This is a genomic window from Methylocystis sp., assembly GCF_021731785.1.
Lineage (GTDB): Bacteria > Pseudomonadota > Alphaproteobacteria > Rhizobiales > Beijerinckiaceae > Methylocystis.
The window spans coordinates 1-13,298 of sequence record NZ_JAKFWS010000019.1 but is presented as its reverse complement, the minus strand read 5'-3'; the positions used below and the strand labels follow the sequence as shown (position 1 = coordinate 13,298).

The following is a 13,298-nucleotide window of genomic DNA, read 5'->3' as shown; positions in this document are numbered from 1 at the left end:
CCGGAGCCCGTGTCGGAAAACCAACATTGTGCACTGCGTTTGTCCGACACGATACCGTTTTGCGTGGTTTTTGCATAAGGCCAAATATCACTCGTGTGAGACGATCAAAATTGATCTCGCACGTGCGAACGGAGCCCGGGCTCGGGCCTGATGGCGGCCGTTCGCAAGGAAGGCGGCCATGGACCATTTAGTGACTTCACGCTCGTTGCCGACCGAGGGCGTGGCAGTAAAGTCGCCGCCGGCGAGAACCCCGTCCGCCGACACTGCGCTGCTCGGCGTCTATGAAATCTCCAAAATTCTGACTGCGCCGGCCCGCCTCGAGCAGACGCTGGCCAATGTCGTCAGCGTGCTCAGCTCATTTCTCGACATGAAATTGGGGATGATCACGATCCTCGATCAGCACGGCAATCCGGAGATCGTCGCGACCTCGGGCTGGATCAGCCACGATCACAGCAAGCCGATCGACACTCTGCCGGCCAAGGTGATTGACCGGCTCGTCGCCACCGCCATGCCGGTCATCGTCGAGGACGTCACCAACGATAGCTTGTTCGCGACAGCGGCTGAGACGATCACCCAGGCGGTGGGGCCGAGAGTCTCCTTCCTTGCCGTTGCGATCAAGAGCGACAGCCGCGTCGTCGGGACTTTGTCGATCTATCGCACAGCGGATGAGTTCATCGCCTACACTTTCGACGCCGATCTACGCCTCTTGACGATGATCGCCAATTTGATCGGCCAGACGGTGAAGCTGCACCGGATGTTTTCGGCCGATCGGCAGCGCCTGCTGAACGAATGCAGCACGCTTGAAAAGGCGCTGGTCTCATGTATGCCGAAGGATATCCGTGGCGAGCGGCCGGATGTCGCCGGCATCGTCGGCGAGAGCCCGGCGATCATGGAGGTGCTCAACACCATCGCCGTCGTCGCCAAGTCGAATTCGACCGTGCTGCTACGGGGCGAAAGCGGCACTGGCAAGGAGCTTTTCGCGCGCGCGGTGCACGACCTGTCGCGCCGCAGCGCCAAGCCCTTCGTCAAGGTGAACTGCGCCGCGCTGCCGGAAAGCGTGCTCGAATCGGAACTGTTCGGTCATGAGCGCGGCGCCTTCACCGGCGCCGTCGCACAGCGTGCTGGACGCTTCGAACTCGCCAATGGCGGCACGTTGTTGCTCGACGAAATCGGCGAAATATCTCCCTCCTTCCAGGCGAAGCTGCTGCGCGTGCTGCAGGAAGGCGAATTCGAGCGGGTTGGCGGCTCCAAGACCTTGAAGGTCAACATCCGATTCGTTTTCGCGACCAACAAAAACCTCGAAGCGGCCGTCGACAAAGGCGAGTTCCGCGCCGACCTCTATTACCGCATCAGCGTCGTGCCAGTGTTCCTGCCGCCGCTGCGCGAGCGGCCTGGCGACGTGTCGCTGCTGGCGCGTAATTTCATCGAGCGTTTCAACAGCGAAAACGATCAAAAGCACCAGCTCTCGGCGAGCGCCATCGAGACGCTGCAACGCTGCTACTTCCCTGGGAACGTTCGTGAATTGGAAAATTGCGTGCGCCGCACGGCGACCTTGGCGCCCGCCGAAACCATCGTCGATCACGATTTCGCCTGCGCCTCGGGCAAATGCCTGTCGGCCTTGCTGTGGACCGGAAGCGCCAGCGGCGCCTTTCCGCAAACATATCCCGAATCCGCCAACATGCGCGCCGCGCCGCCAGCGGATATCGCGCCGGCGCGCCGCGCCGAAGCGGCGCCGGTTCCGACCTTCCCCGAGGAGCCTCGCCCGCCGCTCGACGCCGCCGGTGAGGAGGAAGGCCGCGGCATAGCCTCGTCCCGCAAGATGATCGATCGGGAAAGTCTCATCGAAGGCATGGAGAAAGCCGCCTGGGTGCAGGCGAAAGCAGCGCGCCTTCTCGGCCTATCGCTGCGTCAGGTCAATTATGCGCTGAAGAAATACAACATCGAGATAAAGCGCATCTGAGCGCATCCGGCGATTGTCGTATTTAGGACATTTGTTCAAATTCATGCGGCTGCGCGGGCTCGAGCGTCCCGCCAGAAAGGGGTCGAGCAGGCAAAGATCGGCTTTGAGCCGCCCGCCTGCAGGCCCACATGCGATTATCGGCGTTCAACTCTACGAGCCGCCGCTTGAGTTGGACAGGCCGTTTGACGACTGGCATGCGATTTGAAGGGAGGGGACAAGCTTGCAGTGAATCCATGAGGAATCGCGACATGGCGTACAAAATCATCGCCTCACAATGCACAGTGTGCGGCGCTTGCGAATTCGAATGTCCGAATGCGGCGATCCGCCTCAAGAACGACATGTACATCATCGACCCGAAGAAATGCACCGAGTGCGAGGGGCACTTCGACACGCCGCAATGTGCGGTCGTCTGTCCCGTCGAAAACACTTGCGTGCCGGCATAGCCTCAGAAGTGCGGCCTAGCGGGGCGACCCATCGCATGGACGCGGTCGACTGGCTCGGAAATTTCCTGTCCTGCCGCGATTGTCCACATGTGGAGATTCGCGAGAAAGGTCTTTGCGATCTCGGGCAGATTTGCGTGCGCGATCGCCGGGCCCGGCGCATCGACCGGTTCTTCGCCGCCAGTCCGCAAGAATCTGCCAAATATCTCGACCATCCTTATTTTGAACTGCGCGTCGGCGCGGTGAAATATGCGAGCGTGTTTCAATTGCGCGCGCTGATCGACGACGAAGAGCCGGACGTCAGAGCCATGGTGGCGCAACGTCTGCCGTTGCGTCTCGCTGAAAAGTTAATCGACGACCGGGACCGCAAGGTGCGCATGGCCATGGCCCAGCGAGTCGAGGGCGCGGGCCTCGTGAAACTGCTTTTCGACGAAGACAGCGGCGTGCGCCTGATTGCAGCGCGTCGCGCGCCGCCCGATATTCTCGCCGGCGCGACGACGGATGAGGACCCGCAGGTGCGATGCGAAGCGGCGAGACGGATCGCCCTCGACAGGCTTCCGGCAATGGCGCGCGACCCTGAACCGCGCGTGCGCATGATTATTGCAGAGCGGTTGGAGCCAGCGCAGTTGGGGCTACTCGTTGCCGACGAAGATTTGCGAGTCCGCTTCCTGGTGGCGGAGCGATGTGGAACGGAATTGCTGGCGCGTCTGCGCGACGATCCTGATCCGGAAGTGAGGCGCCTCGCCCGGGCGCGCCTTGTCGAAGCGCAACAGTGAACGGAGAGCGAAATGGCGGCGGTGCAAGAGACAGTTGAACAAGTTCGCCGTGTCGGCGCCGATCAATATAAATACGGATTCGTCACCGACATCGAATCGGATCTCGCGCCCAAGGGTCTCTCCGAAGAGGTGATCCGCTTCATTTCCGCAAAGAAGGGCGAGCCGGAATGGATGCTCGATTGGCGGCTCGAGGCCTATCGCCGCTGGCTGACGATGACCGAGCCGAAATGGGCGCGCGTTGATTACCCGGCGATCGACTATCAGGATCTCTATTATTACGCGGCGCCGAAATCGACCGCCGGTCCGAAATCGCTCGACGAAGTTGATCCGGAGCTGCTGCGTACTTACGAAAAACTCGGCATTCCGCTGCATGAGCGCGAAATTCTCGCTGGCGTCGAACGCCCGGAGGGCGAAGAGCGCCCGCGCGTCGCGGTCGACGCAGTGTTCGACTCGGTCTCCGTCGCAACGACGTTCAAGGAGGAGTTGAAAAAGGCCGGGGTGATCTTCTGCCCGATCTCGGAGGCGCTGCGCGAACATCCCGAACTGGTGCGCAAATATCTCGGCACCGTGGTGCCGACTTCCGATAATTATTTCGCGACGCTGAACAGCGCGGTGTTTTCGGACGGCTCTTTCGTCTATATCCCGCCCGGCGTGCGCTGCCCGATGGAATTGTCGACCTATTTCCGGATCAACGAAAAGAACACCGGACAGTTCGAGCGGACGCTTATCATCGCCGATCGCGGGTCCTACGTCAGCTATCTCGAGGGCTGCACCGCGCCCAAGCGCGACGAGAACCAATTGCACGCGGCGGTGGTCGAGCTCGTGACGCTCGACGACGCCGAGATCAAATATTCGACCGTGCAGAATTGGTATCCGGGCGACGAGAACGGCAAGGGCGGAATCTATAATTTCGTGACGAAGCGCGGCGATTGCCGCGGCGCCAATTCGAAGATCAGTTGGACGCAGGTCGAGACGGGCTCGGCGATCACCTGGAAATACCCGAGCTGCGTGCTGCGCGGCGATAATTCGCGCGGCGAATTCTACTCCATCGCGATTTCCAACGGTCGCCAGCAGGTCGACTCAGGAACCAAGATGATCCATCTCGGCAAAGGCACCACGAGCCGCATCATTTCGAAGGGCATTTCGGCCGGCCGTTCGTCAAACGCCTATCGCGGCCTCGTCTCGGCGCATCGCAAGGCGGAAGGCGCCCGCAATTTCACTAATTGCGACTCGCTGCTCATCGGCGACGCCTGCAGCGCGCATACGATCCCCTACATCGAAGCGAAGAATCCGTCCTGCGTGTTCGAGCATGAGGCGACGACCTCGAAAATCTCGGAGGACGTCTTGTTCTACTGCATGCAGCGTGGACTGTCGCAGGAAGATGCAACCGCGCTGGTGGTCAATGGTTTCGTGCGCGACGTGTTGCAGCAACTGCCGATGGAATTCGCGGTCGAAGCGCAAAAGCTGATCTCGGTCAGTCTCGAAGGCAGCGTCGGCTGACGCCTCAACAGATTGGGAGTTGTGGAATGACCGCGCTACTGGAAATTCGTGACCTTAAGGCCGAGATCGCCGGCAAGCAGATCCTGAACGGCTATGATCTCACCGTGAATGCGGGCGAGGTGCATGCGATCATGGGGCCGAACGGCTCGGGCAAATCGACGCTGTCTTATGTGCTGTCGGGCCGCCCGGGCTATACGATCACCGAGGGGCAGGCGCTGCTCGCCGGCGCCGATCTCTCGCAGATGAGCGTCGACGAACGCGCCGCGGCGGGGCTGTTCCTCGCCTTTCAATATCCGCTGGAGGTGCCGGGCGTCGCGACGATGACTTTTTTGCGCGCCGCGCTCAACGCGCAGCGCAAGAAGCGCGGTGAGGAGGAAATGTCTTCGCCCGACCTGATCAAGCGCGTCAAGGAGCTCGCCAAGATCCTCGACATGGATATGGAGATGCTGCGGCGTCCAGTGAACGTCGGCTTCTCCGGCGGTGAGAAGAAGCGCGCCGAGACGCTGCAGATGATGCTGCTCGAACCCAAGCTGTGCATCCTGGACGAAACTGACTCGGGGCTCGACATCGACGCGCTGAAAGTCGTCTCCAACGGCGTCAATCAATTACGCTCGAAGGACAGGGGCATCGTTGTGATCACCCATTATCAGCGCCTGCTCGATTACATCACGCCCGACGTCGTCCATGTGCAGTCGGCTGGCCGCATCGTGCGGACGGGCGGGAAGGAGCTTGCCTTGGAGCTCGAGGAAACGGGCTACGCGCGCTACCAAGCCGAGGCGGCGTAAGTCATGGGCCACGCACCGACCACGCCTACGCGCAAACTCACCGACGCCGAGGCTCGGCTGGCGGAAATCTTCGCCACGCAACAGAGCGCCGGGGCGCCGCAACTTGCCAAGCTGCGCACAGCGGCGTTCGACGCCTTTTCCAGGACGGGCCTCCCCAATCGACGTGATGAGGCATGGAAATACACGGATTTGCGCGCGCTGCTGCGTGACGTGAAGCCGCTGGCGACGCCGCCGGAAGACAGCGCGAAGCAAAGCGCGCAGAACGCCGCGGTACTTGCCGGCGTCGCGACGCGGCGCATTGTCTTCGTCGGCGGCTATTTCGTTCCGGGGCTTTCCGATCTTGGCGATTTGGAAACAGGGTTGAGCGTGATGTCGCTGTCAGGGGCCTTGGCCAAGGGCGACGCCGCGACGACCGCGCAGATCGGAAAAGTCGGCAAGGTCGACGATCCGGCCTTCGCGCTCAATACGGCTTTCATGGGCGAAGGCGTCGTCATCCGCGTCGGGGCGGGCGCATGCATCGACCGACCGATACAATTGGTTTTCGTCGCGGGCGCTCAGCCTGCAACCTATTTCCTGCGCTCGCTCGTCATCGTTGAAAAAGGCGCGCGGGCGACTCTGATCGAAAGCTTCGAGGGCGAAACGACACAGGAATATCACGTGAACGCCGCGACCGAGGTCGTGTTGGAAAGCGGCGCGTCGCTTGAGCGGCTCAAGATCAGCCGCGAAGGCGCCGCCGCGATGCATGTCTCGACCTTCGTCGCCTCGCTCGCCGCCGATGCGCAGCTCAGCGATTTCGGGTTTAATCTCGGCGGAGGCGTGTTGCGCAACCAGTCCTTCATTGCTCTGAACGAGCCGGGCGCCCATGCCGCATTGCGGGGCGCCAACATATTGAAGGACAAGGAACACGCCGACGCGACCTTGTTCCTCGACCATGCCGCGGAACGTTCGGAAAGCAAAGCGCTGTTCAAATCCGTGCTGGATAACTCGTCGCAGGCGGTGTTTCAGGGGAAGATCCTGGTTCGGCCCGGCGCGCAAAAGACCGACGCGCGCATGATGGCCCGTACGCTGTTGTTGTCCGAAGGGGCGCAGGCCTACTGCAAACCGGAGCTGGAAATCTTCGCCGATGACGTGCAGTGCGCGCATGGTTCGACCGTCGGCGCGCTGGACGAGAACTTGATTTTCTACCTGATGGCGCGCGGGATTTGCCAGGCGGAAGCTCAATCGCTGCTGACGGAAGCTTTCGTCGGGGAAGTGATCGACGCCGTGGAGAAACGCAGCGTTCGAGAGGCTTTAACCGCTCTCGTCTCCGAGCGGCTGAGACTGCGACAATGATCCCACAGCCTGTGAGCGAGACGTCATATGACGTCGCGCGGTTGCGTCGCGACTTCCCGATTTTGGACGTAAAAATCCATGGTCAGCCGCTCGTCTATCTGGACAATGCGGCGTCGGCGCAAAAGCCTCAAGTGGTGCTCGATCGTATTCAGCACGCTTACGCCGGCGAATATGCGAATGTTCATCGCGGACTTCACTTTTTAGCCAATGCGGCGACGGAGCAATATGAGGGCGCCCGCGAAAAGCTACAGCGTTTTCTGCACGCTGGCCGTTCGGAAGAGATTGTCTTCACAAGAGGCGCGACGGAAGCGATAAATCTCGTCGCGCAATCATTCGGGCGCGACAGGATCGGCGCCGGCGACGAAATCGTTTTATCGATCATGGAGCACCACGCGAACATTGTGCCGTGGCATTTCCTGCGCGAGCGCAATGGCGCCGTCATCAAATGGGCCAAGGTCGATGACGAAGGCAATTTTCTTCTTGAGGAATTTGAAAAGCTTTTGACCGAACGCACCAAGATCGTCGCTGTGACGCACATGTCCAACGTGTTGGGCGCGGTGACGCCGATCAAGGAAATTATAGCGCTCGCGCATGCGCGAGGCATCGCGGTCCTCGTCGACGGGGCTCAGGCCGCAGTGCACCTAGACGTGGACGTCGTGGATCTCGACTGCGATTTTTACGTTGTCACCGGACATAAGCTCTATGGGCCAACCGGGATTGGCGTTCTCTATGGAAAATATGCGCATCTCGCGGAGATGAGTCCGTTCAACGGCGGTGGCGAGATGATTCGGGAAGTGCGGGAAGAGGGCATTACTTACGGAGATCTGCCTTACCGCTTCGAAGCCGGGACGCCCGCGATCGTGCAGGCGATTGGGCTCGGCGCCGCGGTCGACTACATTGACTCGATCGGCAAGTCGCGCATCCGGGCGCATGAACGCGAATTGCTCGAATATGCATCGGAGCGATTAAGCGAGATCGAGTCGATACGCATTCTCGGCACGGCGGAAGAGAAGGGCGCCATTGTTTCCTTTACCATGGACGGCGTGCATCCGCATGATATCGCCACGATCATCGATCGATCGGGAATCGCCATCCGCGCCGGAACCCACTGCGCTATGCCCCTGCTGAACCGCTTCGGCGTCACCGCCGCCTGCCGGGCGTCGTTCGGGCTCTACAATACGCGGGAAGAGGTGGACCTGTTCGTTCAGTCCATACGGAAAGCGCGTCAGATGCTCGCCTGAGTCCTGCGCCGCCCCGCGGGGCCATGAGATGGACGATGTTGAATCTGTAACAAGTGTCGCGCCGCAGAATGTATGGACGTGTTTGAATATTTACATTGTTGGATGGATATAACGTGTTGATTTATATGGTTGGTCGGTAGTTTAGCCGCTGGCATGGTTGTTGCGATCCCTTCGCCAAAGTGATGCATCGGTCCGTCTCAGCCGAGAGTCGGCACAGGCGACTTTGCAGCGACAGAAGGAAGCAAAGCCATGACGTCTCTGGATGTTGGAACGGCGGAGGCAGTTGAGGGGGCGAACGCGGCGGTCGCCATGGACGACGTGATGCAGAAAATCGCCGAGCACAAGGGCTGCGGCACCTCGGGCGGCAGCGGCAAGGCGAGCTGCGGTTCGGGCGCCGGGCAGGGCGACCTTCCGACCGAGATTTGGGAGAAGGTCAAGAACCACCCCTGCTACAGCGAAGAGGCGCACCATCACTATGCGCGCATGCACGTCGCCGTGGCGCCGGCCTGCAACATCCAGTGCAACTATTGCAACCGCAAATATGATTGCGCGAATGAGTCGCGTCCCGGCGTCGTCAGCGAGAAGCTGACCCCCGAGCAGGCCGCAAAGAAAGTTTTGGCGGTTGCCTCCACCATTCCGCAAATGACGGTTCTGGGCATCGCCGGCCCGGGCGATCCGCTTGCCAATCCGGAAAAGACCTTCAAGACGTTCGATCTGATCTCGCGCACCGCGCCGGACATCAAGCTTTGCCTCTCGACCAACGGGCTCGCTTTGCCGGATCACGTCGACACGATCGCCGGCTACAACGTCGATCACGTCACGATCACCATCAATATGGTCGATCCCGAAGTCGGCGCAAAAATCTACCCTTGGGTGTTCTGGAAGCATAAGCGCTACACCGGCGTCGAAGCGGCGAAGCTGCTTACCGACCGACAGCTGCAAGGCCTCGAAATGCTCACCGAGCGCGGCATTCTGTGCAAGGTGAACTCGGTGATGATCCCTGGGATCAATGACAAGCATCTCGTCGAAGTGAACAAGGCCGTCAAATCTCGCGGCGCGTTCCTGCACAACATCATGCCGCTGATCTCGGCCCCGGAGCACGGCACGGTGTTCGGCCTCAACGGCCAGCGCGGTCCGTCGGCGCAAGAGCTGAAGGCGCTGCAGGACAGCTGCGAAGGCGAGATGAACATGATGCGTCATTGCCGCCAGTGCCGCGCCGACGCCGTTGGCCTGCTCGGCGAAGATCGCAGCGCCGAGTTCACCACCGAAAAAATCATGGCCATAGAGGTTGACTACGACCTCGAGTCCCGCAAGGCCTATCAAGAAAAAGTCGAAGAAGAGCGCGTCGCCAAGGTTGCCGCGAAGCAGGAAGAACTGGCGACGCTGGCCGGCGCGGCGAGCGACATCAAGCTGCTGATCGCTGTCGCGACGAAGGGTTCGGGCCTCATCAACGAACATTTCGGTCACGCCAAAGAGTTCCAGGTTTACGAGCTCTCGACCTCGGGCGCGAAATTCGTCGGACATCGGCGGGTCGATCTCTACTGCCAGGGCGGATATGGCGACGAGGACAGTCTGGAGACGGTCATCCGCGCCATCAACGACTGCCATGCGGTGTTCGTCGCGAAAATCGGCGGCTGCCCGAAGAACGATCTCATCAAAGCCGGGATCGAGCCCGTCGATCAATTTGCGCATGAGTTCATCGAGAAGTCAGCGATCGCCTGGTTCAAGGCCTATCTCGACAAGGTGAACAGCGGAGAGATCGAACATCAGGAGCGCGGCGACGCCGAGATCCGTCAGGGCGCCCTCATCAACGCGGCCTGAGAGAGGCGTCAGGGAACCAAGCCAGGAGCAAGATATGACGCTTAAGATCATCGCCTCACAGTGCACGAGCTGTTCGGCCTGCGAGCCGGAGTGCCCGAATGTGGCGATCACCGAGAAAAACGGCACATTCGTCATCGACCCAAAGAAATGCACGGAGTGCATCGGCCATTTCGACGCGCCGCAGTGCGCCGCCGTCTGTCCGGTCGACAACACTTGCGTGATCGACAACGCCTATCCGCGTTACCAAGCGCCGGCTTGAGGAGGCCAGCAATGAAATTTACGCTCACGCCGGCCGCTCAAAAATTCATCCGGCGAATGATTCAGTTTAGCGCCAACCCAGGCGGAGGCTTTCGCTTAATGGTGTCTCCTGGGGGGTGTTCGGGACTCAGCGCGCTATTCGACGTCGAAGCCGCGCCGCGCGCCGGCGATCAGGAGTTCATTGTCGATGGCGTGAAATTCTTTCTGCCGGCGGAAAGCCGCCTGCTGCTTGACGGCGTAGCGATTGATTTCGCCGATTCCGCTTTAAGCGGGGGGCTGGTCTTTCATGATCCAAAGAACACTGGATCATGCAAGAGCGCCAGCACTCCTATTGCGGAGCATGTGCATTAAAGGCGCCCGCAATGGCGAATGGCGAGGTAGCCGCTCTAAGCCCCGACGAGAAAGAGCTTCTCGCCGGGGCGCTGCTTGGCGAAGGTCTACCGACGGAAGCCGAAGAATTTCTTCATCTTGCCAGCGAAACCTACGCTGATTCTGACACGGCCGAGCGCTATTTACGCCAGGCCCAGCAATGGGCTCCCGATCACGCTGCCGTGTTGATCGGTTTCTATCGCTTTTACTTTTACAAGGGCAGATTGCGAGAAGCATTGGAAATCGCCAATCGCTGTCTCGAAAAGGCGACGCGCGAAAACAACATGCCGCGGGATTGGCGACGCGCTTCGGCGCAGGACGCGGTTTTCGATCGCTACGATGAAATCCTGCCGCGCTTCTTCCTGTTTACCTTGAAGAGCTACGCCTATTTGCAGATGCGCTTGGGCGAGTTCGAGGAAAGCCGGGTGGCCATCGCCAAGCTGCTTGAACTCGATCCAACCGACAAGATTGGCACCAAGGTTCTTCTCGGCGTTCTCGACAGAATCGGTCTTGAAGATGACGCGTGAGATCGACGAAGCGCGCGACTGGCGCGGATTGGATATCGACTGTGCGCACTGCGCGCATCGAGATCTGCTGGTCGCGGCGCGATGCGAATTGCGCAAAGCCTGCGTGCATGACCGATATGCGCGGCGCATCGATCGCTTCTTCAATTGGAATCCCGAGTTCGCCGACGGCTATCTTGCACACCCGCATTTCGAAGTGCGCGCCATAGCAGCGAAATTCGCCAATCCATTTCTCTTGCCGCGCTTATTGTCGGATCCCGACGAAACCGTGCGCTGGGAAGCCGTGCGGCGACTGCCTGCGCGCTATCGATGCGAATTGCGCAATGATTCGCATCGCGAAGTGCGCATCCGCGTCGCCACTCTGCTCGACGATCCCGATCTTCTGCCGATGATGCAGGATGAGGATTATTACGTGCGGATCGTGATCGCGCGTAAGGTTGCGCCGGCGCTGCTGGTGATGATGCTCGATGACCCGGAAGTGGAAGTCCGACGTATTGTCGCGCAACGGATTGACGCCCAATGGTTGGGGCGAATGTGTCGAGATTCGAACGCCGATGTGCGTCTTGAAGCGGCTCAAAGGTTGACGCCGGAACAATTGTCGGATTTGAGAGAGGATGACGATTGGCGCGTGCGCCATTACGTCGCCACGAGATTGAACGTGGAAGAAATCGGACATTTGATCAACGACAGGGATCCGCTCGTCGCGGAGGCGGCACGCGAGCGGCTCGCGGGCGAGGCATCGAAGCGCTGACATGCCTGGCGCCCGCGCGGCGCCATTGGCGTTGCCGCATCAGGTTTGCGGCGGCTTAACTCGCGGCGCGTCCGACGACGAACTCGAGCGACGCGCCGCCAGCAGTGGGGGTCGTCCCGGCCGCCAGGGCGTCGGCGAGCCTGTCGAGGCGGATCAACGCCAGGCCTTTGTCGCCGCTGTGCGAACCCGCAACGCCGAGTTCGATCTCGCCCGCCATAACTTTAGTACCAGTCGCCGGAGCCTCGCCTTCCGCGTGGTAAGGCGTTACGCGCTTTCGCGCGAGGTTGCGATGCTTGGTGCGCGAGACGACTTCCTGGCCGACATAGCATCCCTTGGTGAAGTCGACGCCAGCGAGCAGATCCATGTTCGCTTCGTGCGGAAATGCCGCGCCATAGGCGAAATCGACCCCGCCTCGCGGCACCCCGGCGGCGATGCGCGCCGCTTCATAGTCTTCGCGAGCATTTTCGTCTTCGCGAGCATTCTCCGCATTTGTGTCGCGTGGCGCGATCAGTCGCCAGCCCAGCGTCTCGGCGCGCGGGTCTCGTGCCATCGCCAGCGCGGAAATCTCCGGCCGCGCGTCGCAGAGAACGCAAAAGGCTGCGAGTTCGTCGCTTCTCGACGTGAGCTTCACCGCCGCGCGCAACTTATACATGCCGAGCCGGCGAAGAAGGTCCGTCTCCACCTCGCGCGGGCAATCGAGCAAATAGCGGCGCATCTCGCCTTCGCCTTCCGCGAAGACGAGGAAATCGGCCAATATCTTGCCCTGCGGCGCGAGCAGCGCGCAATAGCGCGCTTCGCCCGAGGCAAGTTTGGCGATGTCGTTGGTGACCAGATTATGCAAGAAACTGGTCGCGTCGGCCCCGGCGATTTCGATAACGCCGCGATCCTCCAGGCTGATGACTGCTGACATTGTTATCGCGCTCCAACCGCGCCCGCGCTGTGGCGCTGTGTCCTGTATGCCGGGCTTTCACCGGACGCCCGATCAGGAAGCAACCATCTTGCCATTGGCGTCGAGGCAAAATCGTCATCGTCGATCGCAGTCGAACGCCAGCAGTTTCGCAACGGCTTCAGTACAAAATGAGACAAGAGAAGCGACCCGGACGCTCGCCATTTCCACGCAAATTCGTCCGCGCGCGGCGTCGAACCCACGACCTGCGAATGCCCGACAACATTATCGCCTACACCAGTCGATGTTAGCTTTTCGACATTGGGGCCACGGCCGTTGCTGGCGCACAAACAATTGAATTAGAACAATTATCAATTGCACAAACCTGCCCCACATCGCTGGCATGGACATTGCGAACCAAGGGACGCGACAGCATCGAGGGCCGTCGAAGAGAGCCTCTTGTCGGAGAGTCCTTCTCTAACTCGGCAGCGAACGCAATGCGCAGCAAGAGAGCTGCGACAGAGGGTTAAGGGCTCAACAGGAGACAGACATGTCGTCACTACGGCAAATCGCATTTTACGGCAAAGGGGGCATCGGCAAGTCGACGACGTCCCAGAACACACTGGCGGCTTTGGCCGAGCTGGGTCATCGCATT

At 60.5% G+C, this 13,298-nt stretch carries 13 protein-coding genes and 1 pseudogene; 13 read left to right on the top strand and 1 reads right to left on the bottom strand.

Going from position 1 to position 13,298, the window contains the following annotated elements; all coding sequences use genetic code 11:
- Nucleotides 1–178: 178 nt before the first annotated feature.
- The 12 genes from nifA to QZ964_RS04300 all read left to right on the top strand — a co-directional run bounded on the left by nifA (nt 179) and on the right by QZ964_RS04300 (nt 11,757).
- Nucleotides 179–1,960: a nif-specific transcriptional activator NifA gene (gene nifA, locus QZ964_RS04355; protein WP_292529150.1), complete on the top strand. Its 1,782-nt coding sequence runs from the start codon at nt 179–181 to the stop codon at nt 1,958–1,960.
- Between the two features lie 248 nt (nt 1,961–2,208).
- A complete protein-coding gene (locus tag QZ964_RS04350; RefSeq protein WP_014892091.1) occupies nt 2,209–2,403 on the top strand; it encodes a 4Fe-4S binding protein in 195 nt (64 codons plus the stop codon).
- 35 nt (nt 2,404–2,438) lie between these two features.
- Nucleotides 2,439–3,176 carry a 4Fe4S-binding leucine-rich repeat protein gene (locus QZ964_RS04345; RefSeq protein ID WP_292529148.1) on the top strand — a complete coding sequence of 246 codons (738 nt, stop codon included), beginning with the start codon at nt 2,439–2,441 and terminating at the stop codon, nt 3,174–3,176.
- A 12-nt stretch (nt 3,177–3,188) separates the two neighbouring features.
- Nucleotides 3,189–4,676, top strand: coding sequence for a Fe-S cluster assembly protein SufB (gene sufB, locus QZ964_RS04340; protein WP_292529146.1), 1,488 nt, complete (start codon nt 3,189–3,191; stop codon nt 4,674–4,676).
- A gap of 26 nt (nt 4,677–4,702) precedes the next feature.
- On the top strand, nt 4,703–5,461 hold the full coding sequence (gene sufC / locus QZ964_RS04335; RefSeq protein ID WP_292529145.1) for a Fe-S cluster assembly ATPase SufC: 759 nt from the start codon (nt 4,703–4,705) through the stop codon (nt 5,459–5,461).
- 3 nt (nt 5,462–5,464) lie between these two features.
- On the top strand, nt 5,465–6,793 hold the full coding sequence (gene sufD / locus QZ964_RS04330) for a Fe-S cluster assembly protein SufD (RefSeq protein ID WP_292529143.1): 1,329 nt from the start codon (nt 5,465–5,467) through the stop codon (nt 6,791–6,793).
- Nucleotides 6,790–8,034 (top strand): cysteine desulfurase, encoded by a 1,245-nt coding sequence (locus tag QZ964_RS04325; RefSeq protein ID WP_292529141.1) that lies wholly within the window; start codon nt 6,790–6,792, stop codon nt 8,032–8,034. Before sufD ends, QZ964_RS04325 begins: the two co-directional genes overlap by 4 nt.
- Nucleotides 8,035–8,343: 309 nt before the next feature.
- Nucleotides 8,344–9,855 (top strand): nitrogenase cofactor biosynthesis protein NifB, encoded by a 1,512-nt coding sequence (nifB, locus tag QZ964_RS04320; RefSeq protein ID WP_292529215.1) that lies wholly within the window; start codon nt 8,344–8,346, stop codon nt 9,853–9,855.
- Between the two features lie 34 nt (nt 9,856–9,889).
- On the top strand, nt 9,890–10,114 hold the full coding sequence (locus QZ964_RS04315) for a 4Fe-4S binding protein (protein WP_014892097.1): 225 nt from the start codon (nt 9,890–9,892) through the stop codon (nt 10,112–10,114).
- Between the two features lie 11 nt (nt 10,115–10,125).
- Nucleotides 10,126–10,464, top strand: coding sequence for an iron-sulfur cluster assembly accessory protein (locus QZ964_RS04310; protein ID WP_292529136.1), 339 nt, complete (start codon nt 10,126–10,128; stop codon nt 10,462–10,464).
- Between the two features lie 11 nt (nt 10,465–10,475).
- Nucleotides 10,476–11,009 carry a tetratricopeptide repeat protein gene (locus QZ964_RS04305; RefSeq protein ID WP_292529134.1) on the top strand — a complete coding sequence of 178 codons (534 nt, stop codon included), beginning with the start codon at nt 10,476–10,478 and terminating at the stop codon, nt 11,007–11,009.
- The gene (locus QZ964_RS04300) at nt 10,999–11,757 is read left to right on the top strand and encodes a 4Fe4S-binding leucine-rich repeat protein (RefSeq protein WP_292529133.1); all 759 of its coding nucleotides are present in this window, start codon (nt 10,999–11,001) and stop codon (nt 11,755–11,757) included. The genes QZ964_RS04305 and QZ964_RS04300 overlap by 11 nt, the downstream gene beginning before the upstream one ends.
- A gap of 55 nt (nt 11,758–11,812) precedes the next feature.
- Here the strand turns inward: QZ964_RS04300 and QZ964_RS04295 are convergent, their stop codons facing one another.
- Nucleotides 11,813–12,667, bottom strand: a complete 855-nt coding sequence (locus QZ964_RS04295) for a folate-binding protein (RefSeq protein ID WP_292529131.1) — start codon at nt 12,665–12,667, stop codon at nt 11,813–11,815.
- Between the two features lie 526 nt (nt 12,668–13,193).
- Between QZ964_RS04295 and nifH the strand changes: the two are divergent.
- A pseudogene (nifH, locus tag QZ964_RS04290) lies at nt 13,194–13,298 on the top strand (nitrogenase reductase); the annotation flags it as partial.

Coding starts and splice junctions, on each gene's coding strand:
- nifA (WP_292529150.1), top strand. CDS start 179: ATGGACCATTTAGTGACTTCACGCTCGTTGCCGACCGAGGGCGTGGCA.
- QZ964_RS04350 (WP_014892091.1), top strand. CDS start 2,209: ATGGCGTACAAAATCATCGCCTCACAATGCACAGTGTGCGGCGCTTGC.
- QZ964_RS04345 (WP_292529148.1), top strand. CDS start 2,439: ATGGACGCGGTCGACTGGCTCGGAAATTTCCTGTCCTGCCGCGATTGT.
- sufB (WP_292529146.1), top strand. CDS start 3,189: ATGGCGGCGGTGCAAGAGACAGTTGAACAAGTTCGCCGTGTCGGCGCC.
- sufC (WP_292529145.1), top strand. CDS start 4,703: ATGACCGCGCTACTGGAAATTCGTGACCTTAAGGCCGAGATCGCCGGC.
- sufD (WP_292529143.1), top strand. CDS start 5,465: ATGGGCCACGCACCGACCACGCCTACGCGCAAACTCACCGACGCCGAG.
- QZ964_RS04325 (WP_292529141.1), top strand. CDS start 6,790: ATGATCCCACAGCCTGTGAGCGAGACGTCATATGACGTCGCGCGGTTG.
- nifB (WP_292529215.1), top strand. CDS start 8,344: ATGGACGACGTGATGCAGAAAATCGCCGAGCACAAGGGCTGCGGCACC.
- QZ964_RS04315 (WP_014892097.1), top strand. CDS start 9,890: ATGACGCTTAAGATCATCGCCTCACAGTGCACGAGCTGTTCGGCCTGC.
- QZ964_RS04310 (WP_292529136.1), top strand. CDS start 10,126: ATGAAATTTACGCTCACGCCGGCCGCTCAAAAATTCATCCGGCGAATG.
- QZ964_RS04305 (WP_292529134.1), top strand. CDS start 10,476: ATGGCGAATGGCGAGGTAGCCGCTCTAAGCCCCGACGAGAAAGAGCTT.
- QZ964_RS04300 (WP_292529133.1), top strand. CDS start 10,999: ATGACGCGTGAGATCGACGAAGCGCGCGACTGGCGCGGATTGGATATC.
- QZ964_RS04295 (WP_292529131.1), bottom strand. CDS start 12,667: ATGTCAGCAGTCATCAGCCTGGAGGATCGCGGCGTTATCGAAATCGCC.